Origin of the sequence: Mammaliicoccus sciuri (genome assembly GCF_002901825.1) — a bacterium.
Classification (GTDB): Bacteria; Bacillota; Bacilli; order Staphylococcales; family Staphylococcaceae; genus Mammaliicoccus; species Mammaliicoccus sciuri.
In genome coordinates, this window is sequence record NZ_PPQD01000034.1 from 283,686 (window position 1) to 302,135 (window position 18,450).

The following is an 18,450-nucleotide window of genomic DNA, read 5'->3' on the forward strand; positions in this document are numbered from 1 at the left end:
TTATGAAAAAGCTCATGATTTATGGAGGTCAATTTAACCCAATTCATATTGGACATATGTTAGTTGCAAGTGAAGCATATCAATTTGTTCAACCTGATAAATTTATTTTCTTACCAAGTTATCAATCACCACTTAAAGAACATAACGAATCTTATTTAATAGAATCAGAACGTGTGAAAATGTTAGAATTAGCTATTGAAGATTTGCAATTCGGTGAAGTTGATGAGAGAGAACTTAATAGAAAAGGTACGAGCTACACATTTGATACGATTAAAGAATTTAAACAAGAATTTCCTGATTATCAAATATATTTTGTAATCGGTTCAGATCAATACGAGAATTTGCATAAATGGAGAAACATTGCAGAATTAAAAGAATTGTTAACATTTGTCGTTGTTAATAGAGAAGTTGATAAACAAGATGTAAAAGAAGGAATGTTAGCATTGCACATTCCAAGAATTGATGTAAGCTCAACAGACATTCGCAATAGATGTAAAAATCGTCAATCTATAAAGATGCTCGTTACGCCACGAATTGAAAGATATATCAAAAGGGGACGATTGTATGAAAATTAAAAAAGCAGTCAAATTGGTTGAAGAAACGTTACCATCAAAAAGATATAATCACTCTATGAGAGTAGCCGAAACTGGTAAGAAAATGGCAGAAATCTTTGATGGTGATATTAAAAAAGTTGAATTAGCAGGAATCCTGCATGATTTATGTAAATATGAAGAACTTTCAGCGTTATATCAAAGTGTAACGCAATATGAACTAGGGCAAGATTTATTAAGTTATGGCTCAGAAATATTACACGGACCAGTTGCTGCTGCAAGACTTAAAGATCAATATGATATAAATGATGAAGAAATTTATTACGCTATATATAGTCATACGACTGGTAGAGCACAAATGAATAAGACTGAAAAAATAATTTTTATAGCTGATTATATTGAACCTAAAAGAACAACTCCAGGTGTAGATGAAATTAGAGATATTGTCTTTAAAGAACGCAACTTGGATAAAGCAGTTTACGAAATATCAAAACGTACAGTGTTACACTTAATTAATAAGGATAAAACAGTACATTTAAAAACTATAGAATGCTTAAATTATTATAATATGCATTCAGAACAATAAAGGAATGGTTAAATGAATTCAAATGATTTAATGAAACAAACGTTACTAGCATGTGATGATAAACGTGCTGAAGATATTATTGCAATTGATATGAAAGGTATTAGCGATATAGCTGATTATTTTGTTGTATGTCATGGTAATAGTGACAAACAAGTTCAAGCTATAGCAAGAAATGTTAAAGATGAAGCTGAAATAAATGAAGTATTAGTGAAAAGACTAGAAGGCTTTAATGAAGCTAGATGGGTATTAATTGATTTAGGTGACGTTGTTGTACACGTATTCCATAGAGAAGAACGTGATTACTACGACTTAGAAAGATTATATAAAGACGCACCAATTATTACACTAAATGAGGTAGCACAATAATGGCATACAATCGTATGAGTCATTATTATGACCTTCTAACTGAAGATCAACCATATGATAAATGGAAACAGATTGTTGGTCATTATGTTACAGGTAATGATAACGATATTTTGGATATTGGTTGTGGTACAGGACGCTTAACAGAGCAATTACTAGAATATGGTCGCGTAAGTGGTCTTGATTTAAGTGAAGAGATGTTAGAAGTAGCTGAAAGTCGTAATCCTAATATTAATTGGTATTGCCAAGATATGAGAGATTTGGACTTACCTCAAAGTTACAATGTAATTACCATCTTTTGTGACAGCTTGAACTATATAACAGACCCTGAAGAAGTTCTTCAAGTATTTAACTATGTTAATCAATTTTTAAATGATGGTGGATTACTTATATTTGATGTGCACTCACTATATAAGATGAATCACCAATTTAATAACCGTAACTATATTGATGAAACAGAACAATTAACTTTAGCGTGGCAAGCAATTGCTGGTGAAGAACCTAACAGTGTATATCATCAAATGTCATTTTTCATCGAAAGAGAAGATGGACTTTATGAACGATTCGATGAAGAACATTATCAAGTCACATATGAAATCGACCTTTATAAACAACTTTTAGATTTTGCTGGATTTAAAGTTGAAAGTGTATTTACTGATTTCAATATTGATCAATTTAATGAAAATGGCGATAGACATTTTATAGTTGCACGAAAGTAATTTAGAACACTTCCTACGTTTAATTATGTAGGAGGTGTTTTTTTGAAATATATTCATAAAAGTAAGGATTGGTTAATAGAAAATTACCAACTTGCTATCATCATGATTGTTGTATTATTTTTCATTTGTAATAGCCTTTTCACTGGTAATGATGATCATGAAGCTATCATTCATCAACAAGATACATCAAATGAAGTTAAACTAAGGTCTTCAGAAGAGAAGGATGTTGATAAGATAGATGAATCTAAATCTACTAAAGATGTTAATAGAAACGTAGTAGTAGATGTGAAAGGAGCTGTTAATTTTCCAAATACATATACAATGTCTTCAAAGGAACGCGTGCATGATGTATTAAAGAAAGCTCAAACAAAGCATAATGCAGATTTGTCTAAAATCAATTTATCAGAAAGACTTAAAGATCAAATGTATATATATGTTCCAATAAACGGCGAACATGTGCCTAGTGTTAATACAAACCAATCTACAAATGATAAAGTAGAAGTCAATATTAATACAGGAGATAAATCGGAAATTGAAAAGTTACCCGGTATCGGTCCGAGTAAAGCAGATGCCATTCTTCAATATAGAGAAACCAATGGAGAATTTAAAACTGTGGATGATTTAAAAAAGGTAAAAGGATTCGGAGATAAAACAGTTGAAAGTTTAAAAGATTTTATCGTTTTAAATTGAATTGCATTTATACTTGTTAAATTTTACAATAAGAATATATGAAAGGTAGGTCGATGTGTAATGGATAGAATTGAATGGAAAGAATACTTTATGGCTCAAAGTCATCTATTATCATTAAGGTCAACATGTGAAAGATTATCTGTCGGTGCAACAATCGTTAAAGATAATAGAGTGATTGCTGGTGGATATAATGGGTCTGTTTCAGGAGAAGAACATTGTATAGATAATGGATGTCTTGTAGTGGACGGTCATTGTATTAGAACCATTCATGCTGAAATGAATGCGATCATACAATGTGCTAAGTTAGGAGTTTCTTCTGAAGGTGCAACTATTTATGTTACACATTTCCCTTGTCTAAACTGTACGAAATCAATTATACAAGCTGGTATTAAACAAATTTATTATGCAGACGATTATCATAATCATACATATGCAATACAACTGTTAGAACAGTCTGGTGTACACTACGAAAAAATTAATTTCCATCCAGAAGACATTATTAAATATTTGAAGTAAGGACTAATATTTAAGATGTGGTTTTATTTTGCACTTTATTTATTGTCCGGTTTAATTTTCTTTGTACATCCTTATGTAAGTATATTCATGCTCATTATCTTAGTTATAAGTTGCTATATTAAATGGCAATCATTAAAAATTTTGGTGATGAGCTTTATATTTTTTATTATAGGTTGCTTAATTTATCCGAATGATCCATTGCAATATTACGAATCATTTAATGTTTCAAAAAATCATAAAAATTATACTGAAATGATTCAGTTTGGAGATAAGTTAACGCTTGATGGAGACAGCTTTCAAGCTGAAGGGCAAATCCATAATCATACATATAAAGCTTTTTATACGATTAAAAGTGAAAAAGAAAAGCTTAAATTTTTGAAGGAAATGCCTTATTTGAAAAATTGCCGTATTACTTACTCTGTTAATTCAACTTTGCCTAATACTAACGCATTAAAATTTCAATACTTTGAGTTTTTGCAAAATCATGATATTAAAGGTGTTATTAAGATAGAAAACTTATTTTTAAATACTTGTTCGAATCGACCATTAAATATGATTGAACGTATTCAACTATATCGAACGAATTTAATTCATGAGATGAAACAACTTGATATAGATGGTGTTGATGATATTATTGCGCTCACGTTAGGTGATACAAGTTATTTAAGTGAAGAAAGAATAGATCAACTTAAAAAATTAGGTATATATCATTTATATGCTGTAAGTGGATCACATGTCGCATTGTTAAATATATTTTTATTTAAATTATTACTTAGAATGAACATCAAATATCATCATGCCGAGAATATGATATTTATAATGTTACCAATATATGCTGTTTTAACTGGTTTAAGTCCGAGTGTTCTTAGAGCAGTAGGGGTAGTAATGGTTTATATGATTTTGAATAAAGTCATAAAAATAGACGCTTTACAAATACTATCTATCACTTTCATTGTTTATACAATTTATAATCCTCACATTATTTTCGATATTGGTTTCCAATTATCTTATATCGTCTCTACGTTTATCATTTTATGTGTACCACTTATAAAGTCTTTCAATACAATCCACAAAATCATTACGATTAATGTCGTATCTCAATTATCTTCCTTTGTCATATTACTGATTCACTTTAATGCTTTTCAATGGCTAGGTTTTATCACAAACTTTCTTTTTATTCCACTTTTTGAATTAATTATTTTTCCACTTGTGATGTTATTCATGTTGATGTTTGCCACTTTTGCTAATGTTCCTAATTTATTTACAATGTTAATAGAAATTTGTATGAATCAAACTTTTAAATTAATAGATGTTATGAGTCGTATTCCCATAAATGAGTTAATCGTAAGAAATCTATCGGAATGGATATATTTTATCATTCTCGTTATTGTAGTCTTAGTGTTAATGTTATTTATTAAAAGGAAATATATAAAATCTTTACTACTTTTCACAATGTTAGTCATTGCAATCACATATCATTTTAACCACAACGAGGTTGTTTTAAAATTTCTTGATATTGGTCAAGGAGATGCTATGATTGCTTATCATCATGATGTAAATCAAATTGTGATGATTGATACTGGTGGTAAAGATAAATTGAAGAAGAAACCGTGGCAAACTAGAAGTAAAATATCGAATTATACAGATTCAATTATCGAGCCGGAACTTAAAGAAAATGGTTATCAAAAAATTGATTATTTAATCATCACGCATCCACATGCAGATCATATGGGAGAATTAGCTACTTTAAGTAAAAAAGTATCGATTAAATATTTAATTATCAACAAGAAGACTTGGGACAATCGTGAATTAAAACATTTGCTAGAAGAGCTTAAACAAACGAACACACAAATTATAGATAGTTCAAATTTGAATGAATTAAAGATTGGAGAATCGACATATAAGTTTTTTAACCAAAATAGTCTGAATTATGAAGATAAGAATGATACATCAATCGTTACTGAGATCACAACGTTTGGCAGAACAATATTAACAACAGGTGATGCAACAGAAAAAGTAGAGCATAGTATTTTGAGTCAACTTAAAGGGAATTATAATATTTTAAAAGTAGCACACCATGGTAGTTTAACAAGTACAAGTGATAGCTTTTTATTAAAAGCAAAGCCTCATATTTGTGTCATAAGTTCTGGTCGACATAATAGGCACGGGCTACCAAAAGAAGCCATTGTAAATAAACTTAAACAAAGCGATTGTAAAGTGTTCAATACACAAGATTACGGAATGGTACAATTTGAAATCAATAAAGATAATATGATTATGACAAATGGACTACAAGAACATAATAAAAAAGCTTACAATCGACAGTAGTCGTTTGTAAGCTTTATATAAATGGATTTGATATATTAGTTTGGTAGTAGACTGAATACTTGTGCAATAATATAAATTGCTGCTAAGAATACGAAACCAATTATAAATCCAAATCCAGAGTCTTTAACATCATTGTTACGCCCTTGAGTATTTTCACCTTCAAATCTGTTCATATGACTCCCTCCTATACTTACTTTCATTATATGATATTAAACTTAAAAATGCTATACTTAATTAGAACTTTATAAGAGAGGGAGACTTATTTTGGAAGACAATATTGTATTGAATTATGGTGCAGTAAATGCACTTATTGAGAAAAAATCTGACGAAATTATAAATCAATATTTAGATGGAGAAAGAGACGATTTTAACTATGTTAAATTTGATTTATATGAAACACCTATTTCAAGTGCGATAGAAGAATCATTAACTTTACCATTCCTCTCAGACAAAAAAGTCGTACATATTAAGAATGCTTACCTTTTTACAGGAGAAAAAGTTAGTACTCAAATCAATCAAAATACCGATCAATTAATTCAATTTATTGAACAGTATGATGGTGAAACGTTAGTCGTATTTGATGTGTTTAATGAGAAATTAGATGAAAGAAAGAAACTCGTTAAAACAGTTAAGAAGAATGCAAGACTTAATAAAATTGACCAAATGACCGAACAAGAAATTAAACAGTGGATTAAATCTTATTTGCATGAACAATATAAAGATATTAAAGAGGATGCTTTAATAGCATTTTTAGAACTAACAGGTATACAATTTAACATTATTAAAGCAGAATTAGATAAATTGGTGTTATTTATTGGCGATGAAGCGGTTATTAATAAACAAGACGTTAAAGAAATTGTAAGTCGTTCTCTAGAACAGAATGTATTTTTGTTAACGGAATATATTCAAAAAGGTCAAAAAGAAAAATCTATTAATTTACTGAAAGACTTAATCAATATGAAAGAAGAGCCGATTAAGCTTTTAGCGTTAATCACAAGTAATTATCGCTTGTATTATCAATGTAAAATTCTTGCTGGTAAACATTATAGCGAACAACAAATTGCTAAAACGATTGGTGTACACCCATATAGGGTTAAACTGGCACTTCGTATTACGAGAAAGCTATCACTTGATCGATTATTAGCAACTATCGATATTTGTGCTGATACAGATTACCAATTGAAATCTTCATATATGGATAAAGTGCTCATACTAGAACTTTTCATTTTAAAAATATAAGATGTAATGGCCAGTCTTTCACTCCATAAAAAAAGGGCGTGACACAGAATGTTCTGTGTCACGCTCTCACATAATTAGTTAGCTTTTGACATTAAGCTTGATTTAATTCTATCAGCTTTATTTGAATGAATTAGATTGTTTTTAGAAGCTTTATCAACTTTTTTAACAGCTAATGAAACTAATTCAGCTTTGTTTTCAGCATTGTTTTCGATTGCAGTTTTAGCAGCTTTAACAGCTGAACGCATATCATTTTTTTGTGAAATGTTAGCAGCGTCTTTCTTTTCTGTAACAGCAACGCGTTTAATAGCAGATTTAATGTTTGGCATGAGAGTCACCTCCTAAATATGTTGTCCGTGATCAAAGAATTTTTGATTGCAACAAAAAATATTTTATCAAATGTAGGGCATAAGTGCAATGATTATTTACACATTCCTTATAAAGCATAACACTTTATTGATAGTTTGATAATACGTTTGCATTTATTTCATAAAGACGGTATCATATCAAAGATGCGACTTACATTTAATACATGTAAAATTAACGAGAAAGTTGGAGTTCAAATGGACAGAACTAAACGCCTAGAGCGCCAAAATAAAATTAGAAACTTTTCTATCATTGCTCATATTGACCATGGTAAATCTACGTTAGCTGATAGAATTTTGGAAAATACTAAAAGTGTAGAATCACGTGATATGAAAGAACAATTATTAGATTCTATGGATCTTGAAAGAGAACGTGGTATAACAATCAAACTTAATGCTGTTAGATTAAATTATACTGCTAAAGATGGGGAAACATATATCTTACATTTAATTGATACACCGGGGCATGTCGATTTTACATATGAAGTTTCAAGATCACTAGCAGCATGTGAAGGTGCGATTTTAGTTGTAGATGCTGCACAAGGTATCGAAGCACAAACGTTAGCGAACGTATATTTAGCTTTAGACAACGACTTAGAATTAATACCTGTTGTCAATAAAATTGATTTACCTGCAGCTGAACCTGAGCGTGTTAAACAAGAAATTGAAGATGTAATTGGTTTAGATGCAAGTGATGCAGTACTTGCAAGTGCTAAATCTAATATTGGAATTGAAGACATATTAGAGAAAGTTGTAGAAATGGTACCACCTCCAGAAGGTGATCCAGATAACCCACTACAAGCGCTTATTTTTGATTCTTCTTTTGATGCTTATAGAGGTGTAATTTCTTCTATACGTGTTGTTGAAGGTTCAGTTAAAGCTGGAGACAAAATTCAAATGATGTCTACAGGTAAGACATTTGAAGTTACTGAAGTGGGGATTAATACACCGAAACAACTTCCAGTTGATACGTTATCTGTCGGAGATGTAGGATACATTGTAGCTTCAATTAAAAATGTTGGAGATTCCAATGTTGGTGATACAATCACTTTAGCTGACAGACCTGCTGAGAAGCCTTTAAAAGGGTATAAAAAGATGAATCCAATGGTATTCTGTGGATTATATCCAATCGATAATAGTAAATATAATGATTTAAGAGAAGCGCTTGAAAAGCTTCAACTTAATGATGCATCTTTAGAATTTGAAGCTGAAACTTCTCAAGCATTAGGCTTTGGTTTCAGAACAGGCTTCTTAGGTTTACTACACATGGAAATTATTCAAGAAAGAATTGAAAGAGAATTTAATATTGAACTTATTGCGACTGCACCATCAGTTATTTATGAATGTGAATTAACAGATGGCGAAAAATTACAAATTGATAACCCGTCACAATTTCCAGACCCACAAAAAATCAACAGAATTTATGAACCATATGTTAAAGCAACAATGATGGTTCCGAATGATTATGTTGGTGCTGTAATGGAACTCTGTCAGAAAAAACGTGGTAACTTTAAGACGATGGATTATTTAGATGATATTCGTGTAAATATTATTTATGAAATTCCATTATCTGAAGTCGTATTTGATTTCTTTGATCAGTTGAAATCGAATACGAAAGGTTATGCATCATTTGATTATGAATTAATCGGGTATCAAGAAAGTAAACTTGTAAAAATGGATATTTTATTAAATGGAGATAAAGTGGATGCATTAAGCTTTATCGTCCATAAAGAGTTTGCATACGATAGAGGTAAAGCAATAGTAGATAAATTAAAAACATTAATCCCTAGACAACAATTTGAAGTACCAGTTCAAGCAGCAATTGGTAATAAAATAGTAGCTCGAACAAACATTAAATCTATGGGTAAAAATGTTTTAGCAAAATGTTACGGTGGGGATATTAGCCGTAAACGTAAGTTACTTGAAAAACAAAAAGCAGGTAAAGCTAAGATGAAATCAGTAGGTAATGTGGAAATTCCACAAGATGCATTCTTAGCCGTGCTTAAAATGGATGAAGAATAATTTTGAAACAGCTGCATAATATGTAGCTGTTTCTATTTTTAAAGGAGCGTTTATATGGCAAAAAGTGTATATATTCATATACCTTTCTGTGTGAGAATTTGTACTTATTGTGATTTTAATAAGTTCTATATTGCTAATCAGCCGGTAGATGAGTACTTAGATTGTTTGATAAAAGAGATGTCAACGAGAAAAGATAAAGAAGTTGAGACAGTATTTGTAGGTGGAGGTACACCAACAGCATTATCTGAAGCACAACTTGAAAGATTACTTCAAGCTATTAACAATTTATTTGTGATTACAAAAGAATATACTTTTGAAGCTAATCCAGATGAATTAACAGAAGCAAAAATAAAATTACTCAAACAATATGGTGTGAATAGATTATCATTAGGTGTTCAAACATTTGATGATGAATTGTTAAAAGTATTAGGAAGAACTCATCATAGTGACGATATTGAAAAAGCAGTTACTTTATCTAGAAAACATAAAATCCCTTCTGTAAGTTTAGATCTTATGTTTCACTTACCTGGTCAAACAATAGAACAATTTGATGATTCACTCAATAAAGCACTATCACTTGATGTAGATCATATTTCAAGTTATGCACTTATACTTGAACCAAAGACACAATTCTACAATTTATATAGAAAAGGGCGTTTAAAATTACCTAATGAAGATTTAGGTGAAGAAATGTATCAACATTTGAAAAAGAAATTAGCAGGCTCTACCCTTAATCAATATGAAATCTCTAACTTCTCGAAAGAAGGACATGAATCTCTTCATAATAAAGTATATTGGAAAAATGAAGAATATTATGGTTTCGGTGCAGGTGCACATGGCTATATTAATGGTGTGCGCTATGGAAATATTAATCCGGTTAATCAATATATTAAGAAGTTAATGAATGGTAAAATGCCAGTATTGCAAAGTACAGAAGTTTCATTGAAAGAACAAATGGAAGAAGAAATGTTTCTTGGATTAAGAATGACAAAAGGTGTGTCCAAAACTAAATTCCAGAATAAATTTGACCAATCAATAGAAGATGTATTTGGTCAACATGTGAAAGAACTCATCGAACAAGAGTTACTACTGGATGAGAAAGACTATTTACGCCTAAGTAATCGCGGACAAATAATCGGAAATGAAGTGTTTGAGAAGTTTTTATTAAGCTAAAAATATGTATTTAAAAAAGATATAAAAATTGAATGCTTTAACGTTGACTTTCTTTGACCAATTTGATAAATTATAATTAGCACTTAGGAAGATAGAGTGCTAATCGAGGTGATGACATGATTACTGAGAGGCAATTACAAATTTTGAATGTAATTGTTGAGGATTATGTTGAGTTAGGACAACCAATTGGTTCTAAGTCGATTATTGAAAGGCATCAATTGCCGATTAGTCCAGCGACAGTTAGAAATGAAATGAAACAATTAGAAGATTTGAACCTTCTTGAGAAGACGCATACGTCATCAGGTCGTATTCCTTCTGAACAAGGAATTAAGTATTATGTTAATCAATTACTTGAGTCTAAATCTCAAAGTAAGAAAAGCTTAAATTGGTTTGAACATTTTCAAGATAAAAATCAATATGATGTAAACGCAATGCTTAAATGGTTAGCATTAGAAATTTCAAATCGATCACATTATACAACTGTAGTACTCGGACCTAATAAATTTTCAAGATTTATATTTGAAATTCATTTTGTGAGAGTCAGCCCAACTCATCTCATGGGCGTCATTGTATTTACTGATGGTTATGTAGAGAAAGTTCATATTCAAATTCATGAATCTTTAAATCAATTACAGATTGAGAAATTTATGAACTACTTAAACCAGTATTTTAAGCAAAATACTTTAACTACAATGATAAAAACGTTAGAATCATTATCGTTGTCATTCATTGATCATGAATTTATTAATAATTTTAAACAAGCGTTATTAACGCAAATTAATGATCATAATGAAGAAATGTTTCTAGGTGGTAAGATGCACCTAATTGATGCGTTAGATGTAACGAATGTATCTATGATTCAATCGATTTTAAAGTATCTTGAATCTGAACGTATCGCTCAATTTTTAAATGAAACATCAAATGATTCGATAAGTGTCAAAATTGGACAGGAAATTAATAAAGATTTACATGGTATTTCAATTATTAGTACCAATTATGAAATTTCTGGTGATATAACTGGTCATTTAGCCGTTATTGGTCCAACTGCAATGCATTATAACAAAGTGATTCAACTTTTGAATCATTTTTAAATAAGGAAAGAAAATGGAGGGCATGAAATGACGGAAGAAAAGCAAAATGAACAATTCGATGAAACAAACGATCAAACTCAATCTGTCGCTACTGAAGAAGTAGAAGCAAATGAAACTGAAGAGAATGTTGAAGAGGTTGAGCAAGATAAAGTAGTCGAAATTCCGGAAGCTGAACTCGAACAACTTAAACAAAAAGCAAATGAAGAAGAAGAAAAATACTTACGTTTATATGCTGAGTTTGAAAACTATAAACGTAGAATGAAACAAGAAGTAAGCATTACTAAAGATTATCAAGCACAACGTGTACTTACAGATGTATTACCTGCGTTAGATAATATGGATCGTGCACTTAAACAAGAAGGTGAGTCTGAAGACTTCTTAACTTTCAAAAAAGGTGTAGACATGGTTTATAACGATTTACTTAAATCATTAAAAGATAATGGTTTAGAAGAAATCGAATCATACAATCAACCATTCGATCCAAATGTACATCAAGCAGTTATGCAAGATAATAATCCTGACTTTGAATCAGGTGTTGTAACTGAAGAGTTACAAAGAGGATATAAATTGAAAGATCGTGTTTTAAGACCAGCAATGGTTAAAGTAAACGAATAATGAACTCGATGATTAATTAATAATAAATTGGAGGAATAATTCTTATGAGTAAAGTAATAGGTATAGACTTAGGTACAACAAATTCAGTAGTTTCAGTATTAGAAGGTGGAGAACCTAAAGTAATCCAAAATCCAGAAGGTAACAGAACAACACCATCAGTTGTTGCATTTAAAGATGGAGAAACACAAGTTGGTGAAGTTGCTAAACGTCAAGCAGTAACTAACCCAAATACAATTCAATCAGTTAAACGTCATATGGGTACTGATTATAAAGAAAAAGTTGAAGATAAAGAATATACACCACAAGAAATCTCAGCTATGATTTTGCAAAACTTAAAATCAACTGCTGAAAGTTATTTAGGTGAAAAAGTAACAAAAGCTGTTATTACAGTTCCAGCTTATTTCAATGACTCAGAACGTCAAGCAACTAAAGATGCTGGTAGAATCGCTGGTTTAGAAGTAGAACGTATTATTAACGAACCAACTGCAGCAGCATTAGCTTACGGTTTAGATAAAACTGAAACTGATCAAAAAGTATTAGTATTTGACCTTGGTGGTGGTACTTTCGACGTATCTATCCTTGAATTAGGTGACGGTGTATTCGAAGTATTAGCAACTGCAGGTGACAATAAACTTGGTGGTGACGATTTCGATGACGTTATCATTAAATATTTAGTTGAAGAATTCAAAAAAGAAAATGGCATAGATTTATCACAAGATAAAATGGCATTACAACGTCTTAAAGATGCTGCTGAAAAAGCTAAAAAAGACTTATCAGGCGTATCTTCAACTCAAATTTCATTACCATTCATCTCTGGTGGCGCAAATGGTCCATTACACTTAGAAACAACACTTTCAAGAGCTAAATTTGAATCATTAACAAGCGATTTAGTAGAAAGAACAATGGGTCCAACTCGCCAAGCTATGAAAGATGCAGGATTATCTAATTCTGATATCGATGAAGTTATCTTAGTTGGTGGGTCAACTCGTATCCCAGCTGTTCAAGAAGCAATCAAAAAAGAAATCGGTAAAGAACCTAACAAAGGTGTTAACCCTGATGAAGTAGTAGCTATGGGTGCTGCAATTCAAGGTGGCGTAATCACTGGTGATGTTAAAGACGTAGTATTACTTGACGTTACACCATTATCATTAGGTATCGAAACTATGGGTGGCGTATCTACAGTATTAATCGAAAGAAATACAACAATTCCAACATCTAAATCTCAAGTATTCTCTACTGCAGCTGATAACCAACCAGCAGTTGATATTCACGTATTACAAGGTGAACGTCAATTAGCAGCAGATAACAAAACGCTTGGTCGATTCCAATTAACGGATATTCCACCAGCTCCACGTGGTGTGCCACAAATCGAAGTATCGTTTGATATCGATAAAAATGGTATCGTTAATGTAACAGCTAAAGATCTTGGTACAAACAAAGAACAAAAAATTACGATTGAATCAAGCTCATCATTATCAGATGAAGAAATCGATCGTATGGTTCAAGATGCAGAGAAAAATGCTGAAGCAGACAAAAAACGTCGTGAAGAAATCGATTTAAGAAATGAAGCAGACCAAATGGTATTTACTGTTGAAAAAACTTTAACTGATCTTGGCGATAACGTTGATGAAAGCGAAAAAGCTAAAGCTGAAGAAGCTAAAGAAGAATTGAAAAAAGCACTTGAAGGTACTGATATAGAAGATATCAGAGCTAAAAAAGATGCACTTCAAGAAATCGTACAACAATTATCTGTTAAAATGTATGAACAAGCTGCACAAGCACAACAAGGTGCTGAAGGCGCTGAAGGCCAATCTACTTCAAACGATGATGACGTAGTTGATGCTGAATATACAGAAGTCAACGAAGACGATAAAAAATAATACTAATCATTAAAAAGTCAAAGTCAATGTGATTGGCTTTGACTTTTTTAATTCATATACGTATTATAAATCAGTGTGTAAAGGAGAGATTACATTGGCAAAAAGAGACTATTATGAAGTGCTTGGCGTTTCCAAAGATGCTTCTAAAGATGAAATAAAAAAAGCTTATCGTAAATTATCAAAAAAGTACCATCCTGATATCAATCAAGAAGAAGGTGCTGACGCAAAGTTTAAAGAAATTTCAGAAGCATATGAAGTGCTAAGCGATGAAAACAAACGTGCGCAATACGACAGATTCGGTCATAGTGGTCCGCAACAAGGTTTCGGTGGATCACAAGGGTTTGGAGGACAAGACTTCTCTGGATTCGGTGGCTTTGAAGATATATTCGGATCATTCTTTGGTGGCGGTGGCGCTAGAAGAGATCCTAACGCTCCAAGACAAGGTGATGACTTACAATATAGCATGACATTAACATTTGAAGAAGCTGTATTTGGTACTGAAAAAGATATTACAGTTCGTAAAGATGTGGAATGTGAAACTTGTCATGGTAATGGTGCTAAACCTGGCACTAATAAAAAAACTTGTACGTACTGTAACGGACAAGGTCATGTAACAGTTGAACAAAATACAATTCTAGGTAGAATGCAAACACAAAAAGTTTGTCCTGAATGTGAAGGTTCTGGACAAGTATTTGAAGAAAAATGTTCAGATTGTCATGGTAAAGGAACTCAAAACAAAAAAGTTACAATCAAAGTGAAAGTACCTGAAGGTGTAGATAACGACCAACAAATTCGCTTAGCTGGTAAAGGTGGTCCAGGTATAAATGGTGGACCTGCAGGCGATTTATATGTTGTATTCAGAGTGAAACCACACAGTAAATTTAGACGTGATGGAGACAATATCTTCTATGATTTAAATCTATCATTCCCTCAAGCAGCACTTGGTGATGAAATTACTGTTCCTACATTAACTGGCAATGTATCATTAACCGTTCCAGCAGGTACGCAAACTGGTAAACAATTTAGATTGAGAGAAAAAGGTGTTCAAAACGTTCATGGTTACGGTAAAGGTGATTACTTTGTAACTGTAAAAGTTGTAACACCAGATAAAATGACTGAAAGACAAGAAGAACTATTACGTGAGTTTGCAGAAATAGGTGGAGAAACAATTACAGAACAACCATCAAGCTTTAAAGACAGAGCCAAAAAGTTTTTTAAAGGAGAATAGCCTGTGAATTGGATTGAGTATTCTATCATGATAAATAGCGAAGCAGAACCAGAAGTTACAGCATTGTTAAATGAATTAGGTGCAAATGGTGTCGTAATTGAAGATTCAGCAGAATTAAAGAAAGAACATACAGACGTATACGGTGAGATTTATGAATTAAATCCCGCAGATTATCCTGATCATGATATTAGGGTCAAATGTTATTTTAATGAATTAGTATTTACGGATCAATTAGAACAAGAAATTCAAGAAACTATTGCAAATGTAAATGGCATCCAGTCAGAAATTTTATCGTTTGAGAAGACGATTATTAAAGAATCAGATTGGGAAAATGAATGGAAAAATTATTTCCATCCGTTTAAAGCTTCTGAAAGATTTGCGATTGTTCCGAGTTGGGAACAAGAAGGATATCAAAATAACGAAGGTGATCTTTGCATCAAACTGGATCCAGGTATGGCTTTTGGTACAGGTGACCACCCAACAACAAGTATGTGTTTAAGACATATAGAAGAGGTTGTACAACCTCAACACAAAGTGATTGATGTTGGTACAGGTTCAGGTATTCTAAGCATAGCTTGTCATTTACTAGGGGTAAACGACATTAAAGCGGTGGATTTAGATGATTTAGCAATTAAAGTTGCTAAAGAAAACTTTGAAATCAATGATTGTGAGAAAGATATCATCGCAGATACTGGCAATTTGCTTACTGAAGAAACAGAACAATATGACGTGATTATTGCAAATATATTAGCGCATATTATTGATTTAATGATAGAAGATAGTTATGAAAGATTGAATGATAATGGCTACTTTATTACTTCAGGCATTATTGAAGAAAAATCCGATGAAATAATTGAAAAACTACAAAATACTGGTTATACTATCGAAAAAGTACTACGTGAAGATGGTTGGGTTTCAATACGAGCTAGAAAGTAGGAGAAATGATGCAAAGATATTTCTTACAAGAAAACGCTGAGTTAAATCAGCGTTTTTTTATACATAATACGGATGATATACATCATATTAAAAATGTTATGCGCAAAAGTGTCGATCAAGAAATTATATTAACTTTTGAAGATCAAAAGTCGTTAATTTCAAAAATTATTGCTTTTCATGACGATAGCATTGAGTTAGAAACGGTAGAAGACATTACAAGACAAACGGAACTACCAGTTGATATAACGATTGCGAGTGGGCTTATTAAAGGCGATAAATATGAATGGTTGCTTCAAAAAGCAACTGAAATGGGTGCCCATCATTTTATTGCTGTCCAATCTGAAAGATCTATTGTTAAATTAGACGAGAAAAAAATATCTAAAAAATTAGATAGATGGCAAAAAATTGTTAAAGAAGCTAGTGAACAAAGTATGAGACTTACAATACCAAGTATAAAGTATAAGTCGAATTTTAAATCAATTTATGATAATATGAATGAATATGATTATGTAATAATAGCTTATGAAGAAGAAGCTAAAAGTGGGGGAACAAGCAAATTTCATCAAATTGGTTCTAACCTTAAACATGGACAAAAGGTTTTAATGATATTTGGACCAGAAGGTGGATTAACTGAAAATGAAGTTAATCTTTATGATGATGCTATTAAGGTGAGTTTAGGACCTAGAATATTAAGAGCTGAAACCGCTCCATTGTATGCTTTAGCTGCTTTAAGCTATCAATTAGAATTAATGAGGTGAATAAAATTGGCTACAGTAGCGTTCCATACGTTAGGTTGTAAAGTAAACCATTATGAAACTGAAGCAATTTGGCAATTATTTAAGGAAAATGATTACGAAAGAGTAGATTTTGAAACGAACGCTGACGTCTTTATCATTAATACTTGTACAGTAACAAATACAGGTGACAAGAAGAGTAGACAAGTGATTAGAAGAGCAATACGTAAAAATCCAGATGCAGTTGTTTGTGTAACGGGTTGTTACGCTCAAACATCTCCTGCAGAAATTATGGCAATTCCGGGCGTTGATATTGTTGTAGGTACTCAAGATAGACATAAACTTATTTCTTATATTGAGGACTATAAACAAAGTAGACAACCTATTAATGGTGTAGGTAATATTATGAAAAATAGAAAGTATGAAGAATTAGAAGTTCCATACTTTACTGACAGAACACGTGCATCATTAAAAATTCAAGAAGGCTGTAATAATTTCTGTACTTTCTGTATCATTCCTTGGGCAAGAGGGTTAATGAGATCAAGAGATCCTGAACAAGTTGTAAGCCAAGCAACGACACTTGTAAATTCAGGATATAAAGAAATTGTTTTAACAGGTATTCATACAGGTGGATATGGTGAAGATTTAAAAGATTATAACTTGGCGCAATTATTAAGAGATTTAGAACAAGTTGAAAATCTTGAAAGAATTCGTATTTCATCTATAGAAGCAAGCCAGCTTACAGATGAAGTTATTGATGTTATTGATAAATCAACTAAAGTTGTGAGACATCTTCATATACCATTACAATCAGGTTCTGATACTGTATTGAAACGCATGAGAAGAAAATATACGATGGCACACTTCTCAGAAAGATTACAAAAATTGCATAAAGCTTTACCAGGTTTAGCAGTTACAAGTGACGTAATTGTTGGATTCCCTGGTGAAACTGAAGAAGAATTCCAAGAAACATATGACTTCATTGTTAAACATCAATTTTCTGAATTACACGTGTTCCCTTATTCTATGAGAACAGGAACACCAGCAGCTAGAATGACAGATCAAATTGATGAAGAAGTAAAAAATGAACGCGTACATCGTTTAATTGAATTATCAAATCAATTAGCTAAAGATTATGCTTCTAAATTTGATCAAACTGTATTAGAAGTGATTCCTGAAGAAAAAGGTTCTACAGATGGTAAACTTGTTGGATATGCAGATAATTACATGAAGATTGAATTTGAAGGCGATGAATCATTAATTGGAGAGTTAGTGAAAGTGAAAGTTGTCACACCAGGTTATCCTATCAATAAAGGTAAACTTGTAAAAGTTGTAGATCATGCAACAAATAAAGACGAAAGATTAGTTGCATATTAATATTCATAACAAATGATTATTGACTTAAAAAATGACTTAT

At 31.6% G+C, this 18,450-nt stretch carries 19 protein-coding genes; 17 read left to right on the forward strand and 2 right to left on the reverse strand.

Annotated elements, in window-relative coordinates; genetic code table 11:
• Positions 1 to 14: 14 nt before the first annotated feature.
• From nadD to CD035_RS12830, 7 genes are read left to right on the forward strand one after another with little or no spacing between them, the layout of a single operon-like run.
• Positions 15 to 575, forward strand: a complete 561-nt coding sequence (gene nadD / locus CD035_RS12800) for a nicotinate (nicotinamide) nucleotide adenylyltransferase (RefSeq protein ID WP_173400392.1) — start codon at positions 15 to 17, stop codon at positions 573 to 575.
• A complete protein-coding gene (gene yqeK, locus CD035_RS12805; protein WP_048539677.1) occupies positions 565 to 1,137 on the forward strand; it encodes a bis(5'-nucleosyl)-tetraphosphatase (symmetrical) YqeK in 573 nt (190 codons plus the stop codon). The genes nadD and yqeK overlap by 11 nt, the downstream gene beginning before the upstream one ends.
• A 12-nt stretch (positions 1,138 to 1,149) precedes the next feature.
• Positions 1,150 to 1,503: a ribosome silencing factor gene (rsfS, locus tag CD035_RS12810; protein WP_048539678.1), complete on the forward strand. Its 354-nt coding sequence runs from the start codon at positions 1,150 to 1,152 to the stop codon at positions 1,501 to 1,503.
• Positions 1,503 to 2,219: a class I SAM-dependent DNA methyltransferase gene (locus CD035_RS12815; RefSeq protein ID WP_048539679.1), complete on the forward strand. Its 717-nt coding sequence runs from the start codon at positions 1,503 to 1,505 to the stop codon at positions 2,217 to 2,219. The genes rsfS and CD035_RS12815 overlap by 1 nt, the downstream gene beginning before the upstream one ends.
• Before the next feature lie 42 nt (positions 2,220 to 2,261).
• Entirely contained in the window at positions 2,262 to 2,909 is a 648-nt protein-coding gene (locus tag CD035_RS12820; RefSeq protein WP_103354280.1) for a helix-hairpin-helix domain-containing protein, read from the forward strand.
• A 60-nt stretch (positions 2,910 to 2,969) separates the two neighbouring features.
• Positions 2,970 to 3,425: a ComE operon protein 2 gene (locus tag CD035_RS12825; RefSeq protein WP_037588364.1), complete on the forward strand. Its 456-nt coding sequence runs from the start codon at positions 2,970 to 2,972 to the stop codon at positions 3,423 to 3,425.
• A gap of 15 nt (positions 3,426 to 3,440) precedes the next feature.
• Entirely contained in the window at positions 3,441 to 5,753 is a 2,313-nt protein-coding gene (locus tag CD035_RS12830; RefSeq protein WP_048539680.1) for a DNA internalization-related competence protein ComEC/Rec2, read from the forward strand.
• A gap of 35 nt (positions 5,754 to 5,788) precedes the next feature.
• Here the strand turns inward: CD035_RS12830 and CD035_RS12835 are convergent, their stop codons facing one another.
• Entirely contained in the window at positions 5,789 to 5,926 is a 138-nt protein-coding gene (locus tag CD035_RS12835; RefSeq protein ID WP_075577996.1) for a YqzM family protein, read from the reverse strand.
• A 91-nt stretch (positions 5,927 to 6,017) separates the two neighbouring features.
• On the opposite strand from CD035_RS12835, the gene holA reads away from it, so the two are divergent.
• Positions 6,018 to 6,992, forward strand: a complete 975-nt coding sequence (gene holA / locus CD035_RS12840) for a DNA polymerase III subunit delta (RefSeq protein ID WP_048539681.1) — start codon at positions 6,018 to 6,020, stop codon at positions 6,990 to 6,992.
• Between the two features lie 74 nt (positions 6,993 to 7,066).
• Here holA and rpsT read toward each other — a convergent pair whose 3' ends face one another.
• The gene (gene rpsT, locus CD035_RS12845) at positions 7,067 to 7,318 is read right to left on the reverse strand and encodes a 30S ribosomal protein S20 (RefSeq protein WP_025904213.1); all 252 of its coding nucleotides are present in this window, start codon (positions 7,316 to 7,318) and stop codon (positions 7,067 to 7,069) included.
• Positions 7,319 to 7,552: 234 nt separating this feature from the next.
• Between rpsT and lepA the strand changes: the two genes are divergently transcribed.
• The 9 genes from lepA to mtaB all read left to right on the forward strand — a co-directional run bounded on the left by lepA (position 7,553) and on the right by mtaB (position 18,410).
• Positions 7,553 to 9,376 (forward strand): translation elongation factor 4, encoded by a 1,824-nt coding sequence (gene lepA, locus CD035_RS12850; protein WP_048539682.1) that lies wholly within the window; start codon positions 7,553 to 7,555, stop codon positions 9,374 to 9,376.
• A gap of 54 nt (positions 9,377 to 9,430) precedes the next feature.
• Positions 9,431 to 10,549: a radical SAM family heme chaperone HemW gene (gene hemW / locus CD035_RS12855; RefSeq protein WP_048539683.1), complete on the forward strand. Its 1,119-nt coding sequence runs from the start codon at positions 9,431 to 9,433 to the stop codon at positions 10,547 to 10,549.
• A 116-nt stretch (positions 10,550 to 10,665) separates the two neighbouring features.
• Positions 10,666 to 11,640 carry a heat-inducible transcriptional repressor HrcA gene (gene hrcA / locus CD035_RS12860; protein ID WP_048539684.1) on the forward strand — a complete coding sequence of 325 codons (975 nt, stop codon included), beginning with the start codon at positions 10,666 to 10,668 and terminating at the stop codon, positions 11,638 to 11,640.
• Positions 11,641 to 11,667: 27 nt separating this feature from the next.
• Positions 11,668 to 12,255, forward strand: coding sequence for a nucleotide exchange factor GrpE (gene grpE / locus CD035_RS12865; protein ID WP_048539685.1), 588 nt, complete (start codon positions 11,668 to 11,670; stop codon positions 12,253 to 12,255).
• Positions 12,256 to 12,299: 44 nt separating this feature from the next.
• On the forward strand, positions 12,300 to 14,135 hold the full coding sequence (gene dnaK / locus CD035_RS12870) for a molecular chaperone DnaK (protein WP_048539686.1): 1,836 nt from the start codon (positions 12,300 to 12,302) through the stop codon (positions 14,133 to 14,135).
• 94 nt (positions 14,136 to 14,229) lie between these two features.
• Positions 14,230 to 15,363, forward strand: a complete 1,134-nt coding sequence (gene dnaJ / locus CD035_RS12875) for a molecular chaperone DnaJ (protein ID WP_048539687.1) — start codon at positions 14,230 to 14,232, stop codon at positions 15,361 to 15,363.
• Between the two features lie 3 nt (positions 15,364 to 15,366).
• Positions 15,367 to 16,299 (forward strand): 50S ribosomal protein L11 methyltransferase, encoded by a 933-nt coding sequence (gene prmA, locus CD035_RS12880; protein WP_048539688.1) that lies wholly within the window; start codon positions 15,367 to 15,369, stop codon positions 16,297 to 16,299.
• An 8-nt stretch (positions 16,300 to 16,307) separates the two neighbouring features.
• Positions 16,308 to 17,057, forward strand: coding sequence for a 16S rRNA (uracil(1498)-N(3))-methyltransferase (locus tag CD035_RS12885; RefSeq protein WP_048539689.1), 750 nt, complete (start codon positions 16,308 to 16,310; stop codon positions 17,055 to 17,057).
• Between the two features lie 6 nt (positions 17,058 to 17,063).
• Positions 17,064 to 18,410, forward strand: a complete 1,347-nt coding sequence (gene mtaB, locus CD035_RS12890; RefSeq protein ID WP_048539690.1) for a tRNA (N(6)-L-threonylcarbamoyladenosine(37)-C(2))-methylthiotransferase MtaB — start codon at positions 17,064 to 17,066, stop codon at positions 18,408 to 18,410.
• Positions 18,411 to 18,450: the final 40 nt, after the last annotated feature.

What these genes read in the sequence shown, in the direction of transcription:
- nadD (WP_173400392.1), top strand. Translation starts at nt 15, where the DNA reads ATGATTTATGGAGGTCAATTTAACCCAATTCATATTGGACATATGTTA.
- yqeK (WP_048539677.1), top strand. Translation starts at nt 565, where the DNA reads ATGAAAATTAAAAAAGCAGTCAAATTGGTTGAAGAAACGTTACCATCA.
- rsfS (WP_048539678.1), top strand. Translation starts at nt 1,150, where the DNA reads ATGAATTCAAATGATTTAATGAAACAAACGTTACTAGCATGTGATGAT.
- CD035_RS12815 (WP_048539679.1), top strand. Translation starts at nt 1,503, where the DNA reads ATGGCATACAATCGTATGAGTCATTATTATGACCTTCTAACTGAAGAT.
- CD035_RS12825 (WP_037588364.1), top strand. Translation starts at nt 2,970, where the DNA reads ATGGATAGAATTGAATGGAAAGAATACTTTATGGCTCAAAGTCATCTA.
- CD035_RS12830 (WP_048539680.1), top strand. Translation starts at nt 3,441, where the DNA reads ATGTGGTTTTATTTTGCACTTTATTTATTGTCCGGTTTAATTTTCTTT.
- CD035_RS12835 (WP_075577996.1), bottom strand. Translation starts at nt 5,926, where the DNA reads ATGAACAGATTTGAAGGTGAAAATACTCAAGGGCGTAACAATGATGTT.
- rpsT (WP_025904213.1), bottom strand. Translation starts at nt 7,318, where the DNA reads ATGCCAAACATTAAATCTGCTATTAAACGCGTTGCTGTTACAGAAAAG.
- lepA (WP_048539682.1), top strand. Translation starts at nt 7,553, where the DNA reads ATGGACAGAACTAAACGCCTAGAGCGCCAAAATAAAATTAGAAACTTT.
- hemW (WP_048539683.1), top strand. Translation starts at nt 9,431, where the DNA reads ATGGCAAAAAGTGTATATATTCATATACCTTTCTGTGTGAGAATTTGT.
- hrcA (WP_048539684.1), top strand. Translation starts at nt 10,666, where the DNA reads ATGATTACTGAGAGGCAATTACAAATTTTGAATGTAATTGTTGAGGAT.
- grpE (WP_048539685.1), top strand. Translation starts at nt 11,668, where the DNA reads ATGACGGAAGAAAAGCAAAATGAACAATTCGATGAAACAAACGATCAA.
- dnaK (WP_048539686.1), top strand. Translation starts at nt 12,300, where the DNA reads ATGAGTAAAGTAATAGGTATAGACTTAGGTACAACAAATTCAGTAGTT.
- CD035_RS12885 (WP_048539689.1), top strand. Translation starts at nt 16,308, where the DNA reads ATGCAAAGATATTTCTTACAAGAAAACGCTGAGTTAAATCAGCGTTTT.